Source organism: Azohydromonas lata NBRC 102462 (assembly GCF_001571085.1).
GTDB lineage: Bacteria > Pseudomonadota > Gammaproteobacteria > Burkholderiales > Burkholderiaceae_C > Azohydromonas > Azohydromonas lata.
Map to the genome: position 1 here is coordinate 73,831 of NZ_BCTC01000006.1, position 13,761 is coordinate 87,591.

15 protein-coding genes and 1 pseudogene are annotated in these 13,761 nt (G+C 66.7%); 7 read left to right on the forward strand and 9 right to left on the reverse strand.

The annotated features are described in order from the left end of the window. Positions 1 to 274 precede the first annotated feature (274 nt). Together ALA01S_RS04125 and ALA01S_RS04130 are read left to right on the forward strand one after the other, a co-directional pair. The gene (locus ALA01S_RS04125; protein WP_157118750.1) at positions 275 to 1,528 is read left to right on the forward strand and encodes a GGDEF domain-containing protein; all 1,254 of its coding nucleotides are present in this window, start codon (positions 275 to 277) and stop codon (positions 1,526 to 1,528) included. Positions 1,529 to 1,593: 65 nt separating this feature from the next. Then, the gene (locus ALA01S_RS04130; protein WP_066332403.1) at positions 1,594 to 1,854 is read left to right on the forward strand and encodes a hypothetical protein; all 261 of its coding nucleotides are present in this window, start codon (positions 1,594 to 1,596) and stop codon (positions 1,852 to 1,854) included. Between the two features lie 30 nt (positions 1,855 to 1,884). On the opposite strand, the gene ALA01S_RS04135 is transcribed toward ALA01S_RS04130, so the two are convergent. The 5 genes from ALA01S_RS04135 to ALA01S_RS04155 all read right to left on the reverse strand — a co-directional run bounded on the left by ALA01S_RS04135 (position 1,885) and on the right by ALA01S_RS04155 (position 6,676). Beyond that, positions 1,885 to 2,574, reverse strand: a complete 690-nt coding sequence (locus ALA01S_RS04135) for a DUF4286 family protein (protein ID WP_066332492.1) — start codon at positions 2,572 to 2,574, stop codon at positions 1,885 to 1,887. Positions 2,575 to 2,615: 41 nt separating this feature from the next. Continuing rightward, positions 2,616 to 3,590: a Bug family tripartite tricarboxylate transporter substrate binding protein gene (locus ALA01S_RS04140; RefSeq protein ID WP_066332404.1), complete on the reverse strand. Its 975-nt coding sequence runs from the start codon at positions 3,588 to 3,590 to the stop codon at positions 2,616 to 2,618. A gap of 70 nt (positions 3,591 to 3,660) precedes the next feature. Further along, a complete protein-coding gene (locus ALA01S_RS04145) occupies positions 3,661 to 4,617 on the reverse strand; it encodes a Bug family tripartite tricarboxylate transporter substrate binding protein (RefSeq protein WP_066332406.1) in 957 nt (318 codons plus the stop codon). Between the two features lie 20 nt (positions 4,618 to 4,637). Next, the gene (locus ALA01S_RS04150; protein WP_066332409.1) at positions 4,638 to 6,011 is read right to left on the reverse strand and encodes an amidase; all 1,374 of its coding nucleotides are present in this window, start codon (positions 6,009 to 6,011) and stop codon (positions 4,638 to 4,640) included. Beyond that, positions 6,008 to 6,676 (reverse strand): RraA family protein, encoded by a 669-nt coding sequence (locus tag ALA01S_RS04155; RefSeq protein WP_066332415.1) that lies wholly within the window; start codon positions 6,674 to 6,676, stop codon positions 6,008 to 6,010. Before ALA01S_RS04155 ends, ALA01S_RS04150 begins: the two co-directional genes overlap by 4 nt. A gap of 99 nt (positions 6,677 to 6,775) precedes the next feature. Between ALA01S_RS04155 and ALA01S_RS04160 the strand changes: the two genes are divergently transcribed. The 4 genes from ALA01S_RS04160 (at position 6,776) to ALA01S_RS04175 (ending at position 10,868) form a co-directional block, all read left to right on the forward strand. Next, positions 6,776 to 7,705 (forward strand): LysR family transcriptional regulator, encoded by a 930-nt coding sequence (locus ALA01S_RS04160; RefSeq protein ID WP_084267198.1) that lies wholly within the window; start codon positions 6,776 to 6,778, stop codon positions 7,703 to 7,705. 231 nt (positions 7,706 to 7,936) lie between these two features. Then, on the forward strand, positions 7,937 to 9,133 hold the full coding sequence (locus ALA01S_RS04165) for a tetratricopeptide repeat protein (protein WP_066332416.1): 1,197 nt from the start codon (positions 7,937 to 7,939) through the stop codon (positions 9,131 to 9,133). After that, on the forward strand, positions 9,130 to 9,408 hold the full coding sequence (locus ALA01S_RS04170; RefSeq protein ID WP_157118752.1) for an acyl carrier protein: 279 nt from the start codon (positions 9,130 to 9,132) through the stop codon (positions 9,406 to 9,408). Before ALA01S_RS04165 ends, ALA01S_RS04170 begins: the two co-directional genes overlap by 4 nt. Further along, on the forward strand, positions 9,405 to 10,868 hold the full coding sequence (locus ALA01S_RS04175) for an amino acid adenylation domain-containing protein (protein WP_066332419.1): 1,464 nt from the start codon (positions 9,405 to 9,407) through the stop codon (positions 10,866 to 10,868). The genes ALA01S_RS04170 and ALA01S_RS04175 overlap by 4 nt, the downstream gene beginning before the upstream one ends. A gap of 81 nt (positions 10,869 to 10,949) precedes the next feature. Here ALA01S_RS04175 and ALA01S_RS04180 read toward each other — a convergent pair whose 3' ends face one another. From ALA01S_RS04180 to ALA01S_RS04190, 3 genes and pseudogenes are all read right to left on the reverse strand, one after another. Next, positions 10,950 to 11,321: a GIY-YIG nuclease family protein gene (locus ALA01S_RS04180; protein ID WP_066332426.1), complete on the reverse strand. Its 372-nt coding sequence runs from the start codon at positions 11,319 to 11,321 to the stop codon at positions 10,950 to 10,952. Between the two features lie 139 nt (positions 11,322 to 11,460). Then, on the reverse strand, positions 11,461 to 12,021 hold the full coding sequence (locus ALA01S_RS04185; protein ID WP_157118753.1) for a DUF2239 family protein: 561 nt from the start codon (positions 12,019 to 12,021) through the stop codon (positions 11,461 to 11,463). Between the two features lie 134 nt (positions 12,022 to 12,155). Next, positions 12,156 to 12,419 (reverse strand): annotated as a pseudogene (locus ALA01S_RS04190) (LysE family translocator); the annotation flags it as partial. On the opposite strand from ALA01S_RS04190, the gene ALA01S_RS04195 reads away from it, so the two are divergent. Further along, positions 12,355 to 12,855 carry a LysR substrate-binding domain-containing protein gene (locus ALA01S_RS04195; protein ID WP_084267201.1) on the forward strand — a complete coding sequence of 167 codons (501 nt, stop codon included), beginning with the start codon at positions 12,355 to 12,357 and terminating at the stop codon, positions 12,853 to 12,855. The pseudogene ALA01S_RS04190 and the gene ALA01S_RS04195 sit on opposite strands and share 65 nt — an antisense overlap. A gap of 347 nt (positions 12,856 to 13,202) precedes the next feature. On the opposite strand, the gene ALA01S_RS04200 is transcribed toward ALA01S_RS04195, so the two are convergent. Beyond that, entirely contained in the window at positions 13,203 to 13,715 is a 513-nt protein-coding gene (locus tag ALA01S_RS04200) for a MarR family winged helix-turn-helix transcriptional regulator (protein WP_066332433.1), read from the reverse strand. Positions 13,716 to 13,761: the final 46 nt, after the last annotated feature.

A 13,761-nucleotide genomic window follows, 5' to 3' on the forward strand; every position in this document is an offset into this window, starting at 1 on the left:
TCGCCCACGGCATCTCCCGGAAGACCTGCCCTTGCTTCCCGAAGGCCCGCGGCCGCGCGCCCTTCACGGCGCGAAGCGCTGGCGCACAGCGTGCGGACACAGGCGGCCCGAACGGCGTGACCGCAGGAAAAAAGCGCTGCGCAATATCTCGGTTCACATGGCCGTGGCCGGACGCAGGGCCTGCGCGTCCATGACGTAATTCACGCTTGAGGTCGGCAGTTGCAGGGCGCCGAAGGCGGCGCATCGTTTTCGCCATGCTTTGCGGCTCAAAGCGTTGTACATCGCCTTTGAAAACAAACGATCTGGGGCCTGCTGCGCTTGTTTGCCGTCGATGGCCCATATGCACATGCTGTACAAAATCGCCCGCATCCTGCGGCTCACACAGCTCGCGGCCTTGCTGTTGGTCATTGGCTTGGGCGCGGCGCTGTACGCCGTCCTCCTGCAATACAAGGCCGCTGGCCAGGCGGTGGATCACTCGCACGAGGTGCTCAATGAGATCGAGCAAGTGCGCACCAATTCGCTGCGCGCCGGGGTGTGGCTGCGCAGCTATGGCATGTATGCCTCCAAGGACATGCTGCCGCGCGTCAGGAAGTCCGCGGCAAGCGCAACGGAAGCGGCTGCCCGGCTGCAGGCGCTGACGACTGCCGACGCCCTGCAAGGCCCGCGGGTCCAGCTGGTGATGAAGGAGCTGGACGAGGTCATGAGCATCTACCTTGCGTCCGCCGACATCGCCCAGCAGCAAGGGCCGGAAACGCTGCGGGAGATGACCATCGCGCAGACAAGACTGGACATCACGGCCGGGCTCAGGACCGTGCTGGACCAGATTGAAACGACCGAGCGGGATCTCCTGGCCGCCCGGCGCACCGTCGAGGAAGAGCGCAGGAGCCTGAGCGAGGCCCTGCTCCTGACCGTCGGCGGCGCCTTCGTCGCCATCATGTTCTGGACGATGCGGTACTCGGGGCAGCTCATCCGCCTGGGCCAGCAGGAAGTCGACCAGCTGCAGGACGCGGCCCTGCTGGACCCGCTGACCGGCCTGCTCAACCGGCGCGGTTTGCACAAGTGGTTGGCGAAGATGGCCACGAAGGGCCCTGGAGAAGCCGGTATCGCGGTGCTTGCCTTTGACCTCGACGACTTCAAGCTGGTGAACGACCACTACAGCCACGACGCAGGCGACCAGGTGCTCAAGGCCATCACGCAGCGGCTGCAGCAGCAATTCCGCAGTGGCGACGCCGTGGCGCGCGTCGGCGGCGACGAGTTCATCGCCGTGCTGCCCTGCGTGGCCTCCCGCCAGGAGGCTGCGGCCATCGCACAGCGCACTTGCGCACGCCTGTGTCGGCCCATCCAGCTTGCCCCGAACGTGGAAGTGTGCGTCGGCGCCTCCGTCGGCGTCGCCATGCTGCACGAGGATGGCCAGGACATAGACGCCTTGCTGCACGCCGCGGACAAGCGCATGTACATGGCCAAGGGCACCCGCAAGGCTCAAGCCTCGGCGGACGCAGCGGTCGCTGAAGAATCCGCCCTGGCCTGAACGGGTCTGCAGCGCCCGACCGGCAAGCCATGACACGGCATTGACGCACCAGAAGGAGCCCGCCCATGAGCATCAAGTTTTCTTCTCGGCCCAGCCGCTACGGCTTTGGTCCCCACCTGTCTACCGGCCAGATCGACGTGCAGGAGCTCGAGGACGGCGCCGGCTTCACCATCACGCGCCTCATCGACGACGAGATTTGGGCGCCGGTCAGCGGCCCTGACGATCCGGCCTGGCTGATGTGGAACACCGTCACGGAAGCGGCGGCCTGGGTCCATCTCGCGCGGCCCGTCAAGGATTACCCGCATTGGGGTGCCGTGCTGATTTGAGCCGCCTGCCGTTGGCCGGCATGGCGCGTCCTACCCTCGATGGGGACAGGCCTGGTCCTGCCTTGTTCGAGCAAGAGCGTAGGCGGTCAGGTCTGTGCGCAAGCGGTACGCCGCGACCTCCACCAGCTCGCCATAGCTGCTGCTGGGCTGGTCCATTTGGCTGGCGACCCGCTGGGCCACGTCGGCGCCAGCACATTCGAAGATGATGTAGTCGTCACCGCTGCCGGGATGAGCGCCCGTGACCGTCACCGGCTTGGACAGCTCCGGATCTCCTTCGACGAAATGAGCGCAGACCACGCCAGGCACGTCGAGCATCCGCAGATAGGGCTCCAGGCTGGGCATCATGCGGGCGCCTTCCTTGGGCCGCAGCCGAACCAGCGCCACGCCGGCGCCCCGCGTCTGGCCACGGCTGTGCACCAGGCGCCCGACCACCCGGGTCGGCGCGATGAAGCGGGTGATGTGATGGAGGGACCACGGCGTCTGATGGGCCAGTGCTGCACGGTAGGGCGCGCTGTCCAGGGCCTCGAAATCCACCGCGTTGTAGATCTGCAGGTACCGCACCGGCGTGCTGAGCGACTCGTAGCGCCGTGCCTCCAGGAAGCCCGGGATCGCCACGCGCTCGGCCAGGTGCTCCGTGTCGAACCACAGGTTGAAGTCGTCCTCCTCTTGCGCGAGGACCTGCATCGAGGACATCAGGATGCCCGTTCCACCGAATACCATGTGCGTTTCCATACGAGCTTGCGAATCGTGCGTGCGGTTCATCAGTCGAGCCGGATGTTGGCGTCCGCGATGACTTTTTCCCATTTCAGGCGGTCGCGCTTCATTGTGTCGGCGAGCTTCTGAGGCGCTCCGCCCTCGATCTCCAGGCCCATCTCCACCAGCTTGGCCTTCATCTCCGGTTCGTTCAGGATCTCGTTGACGTTCTTGTTGAGCATGGCAACCACTGCGTCCGGCGTGTGCGCCGGCGCCAGCAGGCCGAACCAGTGCAGCAGCTCGAAGCCGGCAAAGCCGCTGCTCTCCGACACGGTGGGCAACCCTGGATAGGCCGGTGACGGCTTGGACGTGGTGATCGCCAGCGCCCGCAGCTTGCCGGCCTTTGCCATGGGCATGGACTCGGGGCCGATCGCCATCATCACCGGGACCTGGCCGGACATCACGTCCTGAAGCGCCGGCGCGCCGCCCTTGTAGGGAACGTGCGTGAGCTCCACGCCCGCCACCCGCTTGAAAAGCTCCATGCCCAGATGGCTGGGATTGCCCGCGCCGCTGGACGCGTAGCTCATCGGCTGCGGCGACGCCTTGATGTAGGCCCGCAGCTCGTTGAAGGATCTCACCGGCAGGCTGGGGTTGACCATGACCACGCTGGGCAGCGTCACGACCATGGCGATGGGCGCAAAGTCCTTCTCCGGGTCATAGGGCAGCCGGCCCTTGTAGAGCGTGGGATTGACGGACAGTCCCGCGGTCGAGGCCAGCAGCAGCGTGTAGCCGTCGGGTGCCGACTTGGCGACGTAGCTGGCCCCGATCTGCTCGGTGGCTCCGGGCTTGTTCTCCACCACGACCGGCTGCTTCAGGCGCTGGCCGAGCCGCTGGCCCACCATGCGCGCAACGGCATCGGAAGCGCCGCCGGCCGGATACGGCACCACGATGCGGACGAACCGGTCCGGATAGTCGCCGGCATGCGCTGCGCTGCACGCCAGGAGTGAGGCAGCCGAGAACAGGGAGAGCAGTACGGTCTTCATGTGCATCCAATCAGGCAGGCGTGATCGCGCCCCCTTGGAGGGGCGACACAGGGAGGAAGGGGATTGCCGCTTACTGCGGCGTGATGTGCGCCGACTTGACCAGCGCTTCGTAGCCCTGGGCGTCCTTGCGGATGAACTCGCGGAAGGCCTCGGGCGAGTCGCCCACGGGAATCAGCGAGGTCTCGGCAAGCTGGCGGCTCAGGTTGCCCTGCAGTGCCGTGCGGATGGCCGCACTGATCTTGTCGATGACGGGCCTGGGTGTCCCGGCCGGCGCCGCGATGCCCGTCCACGTCACCACCTCGAAGGCGGGAAAGCCGGCTTCCTTCATGGTGGGCACGTCCGGCAGGAGCGGCGAGCGCTGGCTGCTGGTGATGGCGAGCGCGCGCAGCTTGCCGCTCTTGACGTAGGGCAGCGCGGTGGGCGACGTGTCGAACAACATGTCGATCTGTCCGCCCATGAGGTCGTTGAGCGCGGGAGCACCGCCCTTGTACGGCACGTGCAGCATTTCCACGCCGGCCTGCTGCATGAAGATCTCGGTCGAGAAGTGCTGGGCCGAACCCACGCTGGCGCTGCCGAAGCTGACCTTGCCCGGCTGCGCCTTGGCCATCGCCACCAGCTCCTTGACGCTGTGCGCCGGCGACTGCGGGCTCACCACCAGGATGTTGGGCTGGTCCACGATGCGCATGATGGGCGCGAAAGCCTTTTGCGGGTCGAAGGGCGGGTTGGCATACAGGTACTGGTTGGCTGCGAAGACCCCGGCGCTGCCCACGAGCAGCGTGTAGCCGTCGGGTGCCGCGTTGGCAACGAAGGCTGCACCGATGTTGCCCGAGGCGCCGGGCTTGTTTTCCACCAGGAAGGGCTGCTTGAGCGAGTCCTGCAGGCTCTTGCCCACCAGCCTGGCCACCATGTCCACACTGCCGCCCGGCGGAAACGGCACGATGAGCTTCACGGGCTTGCCGGGATAGTCCTGGGCCAGCGTGAGCTGCGCGCCGCAGGCCAGCAGCACGATGAGCGCTTTCTTCAGCATGGTCGTTGCTCCTGTTTGCATCAAGCGCAAATTGGCGTGTTGTCGAGGCTGGCGCACAGCGCCGCCTCGACCTGCGCTGCGACGTCCAGCAGCGCGAAGTCGTGGCCGGCCCGGCCGACCAGTTGCAGGCCGATGGGGCGGCCACGCCCGTCCTGCCCTGCCGGCACCGAGATGCCGCACAGGGCGAGCAGGTTGACCGGTCGCGTGAAGTGCACCGGCGCCAGGTTGTGGTCCACCTCCTCGATCCGCGGCGCGGGGCCGGCGGTCACCGGCATCGCGATGGCGCTCAGCTCCAGCCGCGCCATCTCCTGGGCAAACTGCTGCTGCCAGCGGACCGCGGTGTCCCGGGCTTTCAGGTACTCGACGACCGTGGTTGACCTGGCATCGATGAAGCGCGGCCGCACCGACGGATCGATCGGCAACGCGGGGTCGTCCAGGAAGCGGTCGTTCACGGCGGCACCTTCCGCGATCATGATGGCGTTGGTCACCGCCTTGAAGGCCGCCAGCGCCGCGGGGAACTTGAAAGGCACCAGCGTGAAGCCCGCGCCCTCCAGAGCCTTCAGGTTGTGTGCAAGGCATTGCGCCACGGCGGGCTCCAGCGGCGCCAGCTCGTCGTCTTGCAGGTAGCCGATGCGCATGCCGGCCGGCTCGCCTGCGGCGACGTCCAGGTGCAGCGCCATCGCACACTGCCGCGCATCGTCTACCGAAGACACCAGCACCCCGAGGCTGTCCAGCGTGTCGCTCAGTGGGTACACGCCCTTGCGCGGCAACGCGTCGATGGTCGGCTTGAAGCCCACGATCGCGCAAAAGGCCGCGGGCACGCGCACGGAGCCGCCGGTGTCCGACCCGACCGCCCAGGGCACGAGATGGGCCGCCACCGCCACGGCCGAGCCGCTGCTGGAGCCGCCGGGCACCAGGGTGTCGTCGGCGCTGCCGGCCGGATTGCGCGGCGTGCCCATGTGCGCGTTGGTGCCCCAGGCCCCCAGCGCAAACTGCACCATGTGCGTCTTGCCGATGACGATGCCGCCTGCCGCACGGATGCGCTGGACGATCTCGGCATCTTCATGGGCCACGTTGGCGTGCAGCAGCGGCGATCCGGCCGTGGTGGGCCGGCCTTGCACGTCGATCAGGTCCTTGAGCGCCACGGGAATTCCGTGCAGCGGGCCGCGCCAGCGGCCTGCGGCAATGTCCTGGTCGGCCTGCGCGGCGGCGGCGCGCGCCTCTGCCGCGTAGACCTCGATGAAGCTGTGCAAGTGGCCGTCGTGCGCTTCGATGCGGTTCAGGCACTCGCGCGTCAGGGCCACGGACGTGGTTTCCCCTGACCGCAGGGCGCGCGCCAGCTCGGCAATCGGCGGGAACGCCATGGGCAGGGTCTGCGTATTGCTCGGGCTCATGCCTGCACCTCCTCGCCGCGCAGCGCGGTGCCCAAGATGGCCGGGTAGCTTTCGCCCGCGCGCAGCCGGCCCAGGGTCAACTGCTCGGCCCGCTGCATCTCGATGGCCCGCTCGGCCAGGCCGCGGGCCTCGTGCGGCGACATGACCAGGATGCCGTTTTCGTCCGCCAGGACCAGGTCGCCCGCGCTCACCTGCACGCCGCCGCACTGCACCGGCCGGCAGAAGCTGCCCGCCGCGCCGCCGCTTCGGGTGGTGCGCGCACTCAGCCCGCAAGCCCAGACCGGCAAGCCAATCTGGCGCAGCTCGTCGATGTCGGTGACGCAGCCGTCCACCACGACACCGGCCGCACCGCGCAGTTGCGCGGCCAGGGCGCTTGCACCGCCCAGGCAGGCCACGGCCTCGTCGCCCGCACGATCGACCACCAGGAAGTCGCCGGGCCGCAACTGCCCGAGCGCGTGGTGAAGGATGGAACCATCGTTGCCTTCACAACGAACGGTGACGGCCACGCCCGCGGTTCGCCTGGTGCCGGCCACCGCGCGAATGCGCCGGTGCAGGAAGCCGAGGTCATGGAAATGGCCGATGGTCGCGGGCTCGGCCTCGCAAAGGGTCGCGAGGAGTGCCAGGTCGCATCGCGCCGGCAGGGTGCCCAGTTCAATTCCACTCATTTGGTACGTCGCCCTTGTTGGATGGAAGAAATGGTATGAAGGCGGCCTCTTTACAGATATTGATAAATTCTGTGCATCGTTGATTCGGATTTCTAATCAATGCGCTTCACCCTGCACCAACTGGCGGCTTTCGTGTGGACCGCCCGTCTTGGCACGGTGCACGCGGCGGCGCGGCACCTTCATTTGACGCAGCCGGCGGTGTCCCATCGCATCCGTGATCTGGAAGAGGAGCTGGGCATCCAGTTGTTCGAGCGGCAGCACCAGCGGCTGGTGGTCACGGAGCTGGGCCGCAACGTGCTGGTCTATGCGGAGCGCGTCATGTCCTCCGCACAGGAGATGGCGCGGCTGGACTTGCGGCGCACCATCACCGGCCTGATCCGCATCGGCGTGGACGAGTCCTGCGCCACGGTGGGCATGCCGCAGATACTCAAGGACCTCAAAGATTGCTACCCCGCGCTGCGAGTCGACCTCACGGTTGGCGGCGGGGCCCAGTTGCTGGAAAAAATCAACCACCACGAGCTCGATGTGGCCCTGCACACCGGGCAAAGCAGCCAACCGGACGTGACAAGCCAGTTCCTGGGCCTCACCGAGCACCAGTGGGTGGCGCCCGTGGACCTCATGGTGCCCGCTGGCGATGCTTTCCTGCCGGCCCATGCGCTGAGCCATCGCATCGTGTCCAATGCGCCACCCTCGACGCTGCACGCCTCGGCGTCGCGATGGCTCGCCTCAGAAGGCTACGCCTTCGAGGACTACAGCGCGTGCAACTCGCTCTCGCTCATGGTTTCGCTGGTCGTATCGGGACATGCCATCGCGGTGCTGCCGGCCTCTATTGCAAGACCGTATGTCCTCGCCAATGCGGTCAAAGTGCTCAGGCCCAAACCCGAGCTGCCGCTGGTTCCCTACTATTTTTCCTATCTCTCCCACCATCGCAGCGAAACCACCGCCCGCATCTTGGATATCTCACAGCGCAATTTGCAGCTGGCAGGTTTCTTCCATTCTTCAGGAGCGGCCAGCCCACCGGCCAATTGATTTATTTTCATTGAAAAGCACAGATTGTGCTGGTTTCTATGCCTTGGCCGCCTACCCTCGGATCCTAGACGTGGTGTGTCATTCGATAGTTCCACAGAAACCAGGTATCCATAGGCGTTGTGCACAAATTGTGTTTTGTTCAATGAATTTCGCAGTTTGAAGGCTGCCTGAAAGGCTATCGCGGGAATGTTTTTGTAGCCTTTGCTGCCTCAACATAGGTCTATTCGGACTATGAATTTCGACTTCAACTTTGACTTCCTGGCACAACTGCAGGCCCCTGTAGACGAGTTGCGAGCGCTGCGGGATGCGTGGAAGCCTCAGGAGGCGCTGGACCGTATCCTGAGGCTGCCGGATTTGCTTCGCAGCGACCTCGAAGTGCTTGAAATCGAGGCGCACTGCCATCAGAGCCTGGGCCGTTACACGCAAGCGCTGGTGATATGGGAGCGCGTGCTGGCCATCAACCCCGGCCACTTGGCGGCACTGTGCAGCCGGCCCCGTTGTATGGCGGGTGCGGGAGACGCGCGAGGAGCCTTCGATCTTGTCTCCCGCACGCTGGCGCAGCTGCCGCATGAGGCGGGGCTGTTGAGCGTTTGGCTGAACCTGATGATTACGCTGCAGGGACCTGCGCCGACGCTTGCAGCGCTGGCAGACATACGTGCTCAACGCCGTGTGCAAGGCGCGTCATACAACTCGATATTGGAAGAGGTCCGTGCCAAGCTGTTGTCCTTGCACGACCCCGCAGAGCTGGCGCAACTCGACAAACAAGATTTGCTTGGGCTGGGCAACGTCGGTTTGCCCGAGGCTTATAACTTCCGCTATATCTACGAGCAGTTTGTTGCGCTGGGAAATAATTGCGAATTCGGTTTTGTGCAGCGCAAACGCGGTGCAGAGCCGCTGTCGTTATTCAGGTGGACCAGCGTCAAGCTGCCTGAACTGGTGAGACTCCTGGCCGACCGCCTGCAGGGTTTCGATGCGCCAGAACACTATTCGTTGGGCGGCAATGCCGACGTGGAATATTTTCTCAACGAGTCGCGATACGGCACGGCATCGCACACCGGCGTGCGGCGCGGCGACATTTCGCCCGATGCTTTCCTGGCCAAGCTGGTCAAGCGCCAGACTTTTCTGGCGCGCAAGTTTCTGGAAGAAGCCCAGGCAGGCCACAAGATTTTCGTGCGCAAGGACGATGGTCCTTTGGCCACGGCCGACATGCAAGCCGTGGAGGACGCCATGCGCGCGCTGGGCGCGCGGCGATTCTTGTTCGTGGTCCGGGCGGACGCCCAGCACCCTGGGGGCAGCGTGAGCGTGGTTTCGCCGTGCCGCGTGGTGGGATACCTGTCAAACAACATGCCCCACACCTGCTTTGACGAGTGGGATCGCATTGTGGCCGCTGCCTACGACCATTTTGTCCCCGGAGCTTTCAAGCGATGAGCAGCGCTGGAATGCAAAGCTGCGGACACAACGAAGATGGCGTGGAGGCCGGCGTCGAGGAGATTTTTCGCGAGGTATTGATGGCACCCGCGTTGACGCTTGAGCCGCAGATGGTCACCGGGGACCATGAGCGCTGGGACTCGATGGCGAACGTGGAGATCCTGCTGGCCTGCGAGGCGCGTTGGGGCATTGAATTCCGCTTCGCCGAGATCGATGCCATTCGCAGCGTGGGCGATTTGGTCCGCGCCATTCGCATGGCTCGGAGCCGGCGGTGAGCCCGTTGCTGGCGCGGCTGGAGTCGGTGGCGCGGGCGCAGCCGGGGCGGGTGGCGCTGGTGGCCGACGGCAGGCATCTGACCTTTGATGAGCTGTGGACGCGAGCCGGTGGCGTGGCCGACGCGCTGCGCGTGCGCGGCGTGCGCCCCAACGACCGCGTTGCGGTGGTGGGCGAGCGCGGTGCAGAAGACTTCGTGCACATGTTGGGCCTCTGGAGGGCCGGGGCGGCCTACGTGCCCATCGGCACCAAGGTGCCGCCGGAGCGCGCGCAGCGCATGCTGCAGCTCGCCGGTGTCGTGGCCGTGCTGGCCGGGCGCACTGATGGCTTGGCCAGCCGCAGCCTTTGGGCGGCATCCGGGCCTTCATGGCCTGCACCCTGCGCGGCGCTGGACGGCGAGGCGCTGGCCTATGTGATTTTCACGTCGGGCAGTACCGGCGAGCCCAAGGGCGTGCCGGTCACGCACCGGAACTTGTCGGCTTATTTGGAAAACCTGGGACAGTGCTACCCGCTGCATTCGCATGACCGGGTCGCGCAACTGGCTGAGCTGTCTTTCGATGCCTCGGTGCATGAATGGGTGGGCGCCTGGTGGGTCGGGGCGACCTTGTGCGTCGTGCCCACACGCGCGGCGCTCATGTGGCCGCGCTACGCAGCTGAGCTTGGCGTCACCTCGCTGCTGGCGGTGCCTTCATCCGTGGCCATGGCACAAGCCAAGGGGCTGCTCAAGCCCGGCAGCTTGCCCACGCTGCGCCTGGTTTTTCTGGGTGGTGAGGCCTTGCCTTTGAGCGTGGCTCGCGGGCTGCAGCAGGCGGCGCCGCACGCACAGCTGGTCAACCTGTTCGGCCCCACTGAAGCGACGGTGGCTTTCACCCATTTCCCCATCGACCTGTCCCAGCCCTTGCCGGAGGTGGTGCCCATAGGCCAGCCGTTCAAAGACCAGCAGGTGCTGCTGTGTGAGGAGCAAGGTCACGCACCATCGCCGGGCGCCGCAGGCGAACTGATGCTGGCCGGCAGCCAGGTTTGCTCGGCGTACTGGAATCAGCCCGCGCAGGACCTGCGTGCCTTCACAACGATCGGCGGGCAGCGCTGGTACCGCAGCGGTGACCTCGTGCGCGATGATCCGCGCTGGGGCCTGTGCTACCTCGGCCGCGCCGACAGGCAAGTCAAGATCAAGGGCTACCGTATCGAGCTGCAGGAGGTGGAGTTGGCAGTGTTGTCGCTGCAAGGGGTCACGCAGGCAGCCGTCGTTGCCGAGCCCGCGCCTGCGGGCGCCGCCACCGGGCTGGTCTGCTGCTGGACCGGGCCGCAGCCTCTGGATGCATCGACGTTGCGGGAGCAACTGGCCCGCACCCTGCCGGCCTACATGCTGCCCGGCCGCTTCAAGTGGCTGCAGGCGCTGCCGCTCACTGAAAGCGGCAAGACGGACTACAAGGCGCTGGCCGCTGCTGCGGGCAGCGACTGACCTTGGGCGGGCCGCCTGCCCAGGGCGGCCTGCTCCAGACGCCGCTCCAGTCGCTTCTCCAAGCAGGCCTGCGGCGAGGGGTCATGCATGTTCTGCTCCCGCCGCCTCGGCCAGCGCCAGGCGATGAAAGTCCTTGAGCGCTTGCAGTTCGCTGGCGTAGTCGAAGTCCGGGTCGTCGCGTTCCTTCACCAGTTCGAGCACCTCGAACACAAAGCGCTCGGCGCCGCTGCGGTCCCACCCGGCCTGCAGCGTGCGATTGGGATGCGAGCGCATGCGCAACTCGAAGCGGGCACGGTTGAGCGCTGCGTGCACGTTGCGGCTGGCGCCCAACAGCACCTGCCCGCTTTCCCGGTCGCGGATGGCATACACGCCCATGGGTGGAAAGGCGTCGCGCGCCTGCCGTGCCGCCGCGCGCCGCGCCGAGCGCGACGCCGGGGAGATGGAATCGTTCATCTGAATTCCTTTCGATGGTGATGACGGCCTGCGAGGTGGCAGGACAGGCCGGGACATGCCTGCTGGTCCCGGCGCACGCCCAGCGCGGTGCCTGGACCGTCAAGCGGCCCACTGGCTCAAGAAAAAGGGAAACGGCGGCTCAGCCCGCTGCGGGCTCGGCCAAGCGCAGCACGTAGGCCTGCACGTCGGCGGGCCAGGGGGCCATCTGCGCCCGCAGCCGCTCGGTGTCGCCCGCGTACAGCGCGCGCGAGGCCTCCTCGAAACCGGCCAGGTCGCCCGCGAGCGCCGACATCGCGTGATACACGCGATCCCGCGCCTGCCGGGCGCGGTCCCGGTCGGCACCGCTGCGGCGTGCTTCGTGGACGAGCTTGCGCAGGGCCACGGAAGCGCCGCCCGGTTGCGCAGCCAGCCACTCCCAGTGCTCCGGCAGCAGCGTCACTTCGCGCGCGACCACGCCCAGCTTCGGACGGCCACGGCCCTTGGGAACCTGCGCCGGCTCGGCCACGGCGTAGCGCGCCGCCACGGCGTGCTCGCCGCCGCGCAGGTCCAGGTCGGCCGCGCGGCCGCTCGCATCGCTGAACACGAGCGGGTTCACAGTGGGCTGCGCTTGCTGAACACGCAGCACCGCCACGGCCACTTCGTGCAAAGGCCCGGTGGCCACGTGGCGTCCCTCGACAAAGGCGGTGTAGGTCTGATCCATGGTTTGCTCCATGCCATGGATTTTGCCCGGGTAAAAATCTGCTGTCAATAACACCCGGGTATAAATCGACAGCAGGTCATGCCTTTGGAAACTGGACGTGCCCGACGTCCAGCAGCCTCATGGTGACCCGAGCGTCAACCGCGCAGCGGCAACGCCGCGCCGATGGCGATAAACACGCCACCGCAGGTGCGGTTGAAGCGCCGCCCCATGCGCGCAAGCCATGGGCGGATGCGGTACGCCGCGCTGGCCAAGGCGTACTCGGTGGCGAACTCCGTGGCCGTGTAGGTGGCCGCCATCACGGCGAACTGCACGACGAGGCTGCGCTGCGGGTCGATGAACTGCGGCAGCAGCGCGCTGAAGAACAGCAAGCCCTTGGGGTTGGTCACGGCCGTCAGCAGGACGCCGGTTTGCAGCCCGGCCTACCGCGCGTTGACCGGTGGCCTGGCCGCGCCGGCGGACCTGCTGGGTTGCACGCTGCTGCACGAGGACCGCATGCTGGCCGATTGGGCGCAGTGGTTGGCGCGCGCGGGCGTCGAGCGCAGCCACCGTGCGCGGCAAGGCCCGGCCTACAGCCACGGCAGCATGGCCGTGGAGGCGGCGATCCGCGGCGAGGGCGTGGCCCTTGGGCGCAGCTCGCTGGTGTCAGACGACCTTGCCGCAGGCCGGCTCGTGGCGCCCTTTCCCGACGTCCGGCTGCAAGCCGAGCGTGGCTACGACCTGGTTTACCGCGTCGGCGCGGGCAACGACCCGAAGATCGCCGTGCTGCGGGCGTGGCTGGCACAAGAGATCCGACTGTTCCTGGAAACTAGGTTTAAGGCAGATAAGCATCCATAATCTTCTATAAAAGAAAGTGCCAGCATTTTGCTTTTGTCGTGGTAGCCGAACGGTGAAGTCAAGGCCGACAAGCACTTAGGACGGCCGGCGGTACCTGGTGCCGGTCAGAGTCGGCCTGAACAAGCGTTGGCTGGCCGAACAGCGAGATGGGCGCTGTACGGTACAGCACCCCTTGCGCCGTGGACGGTGCTGTACGGTACAGCACCCCTTGCGCCGTGGACGGTGCTGTACGGTACAGCACCCGCTGCGCACCGGAGGGTGCTGTACGGTACAGCGGCCAGGCACAGCGCTCGCAGCGCTTTGAAGCTTCTAGAGCGGACGCGGTTGCGAGCCGGCGCGCCGGCCGCCTAACCGCGCCGTCCGCCGCCGCCGCGGTGCCTGTCGGCGCGCACCTCGGTGGCAAAGCTGTGGTTGAGCTGGCCCGCCTGCTCGGTGAGGCGCTGCAGCATGGCATCCAGGCTTTGGAGCAGCCCGTCGTCCAGCGCCTGCAGCAGCCGGCGGTTGAGTTCGGCCACCTGCGGGAATAGCTCGGCGTGCAGGGCCTGCCCCTTGTCGTTCAGGGCCACCAGCGCGCGGCGCCTGTCGCCGGGCAGCGCCACGCGCTGAATGAATCCTTTGACCGCGAGGCTGCCTATGGCGCGCGAGGTGCGGGCCCGATCCAGCGCGATCTGCTCGGCCAGGTCGGACGGCGACAGCGGCCCCTGGGCCGCCAGATGGGCCAGCAGCCGCCACTCGCGCCGCGATATGCCGTAGCGCCCCTCGCACAGCCTGATCACCGGCGCACCGCTGAGCGCGATGAGCCGCGTCAGGCGGTAGTTCAGCACTTCATCGAGGCGCTCGGCCTGGCGGCTCAGGGTCATTGCCTACATCGGTTGATTTCAACAATCGATTGTCGCGTTCCTAGAG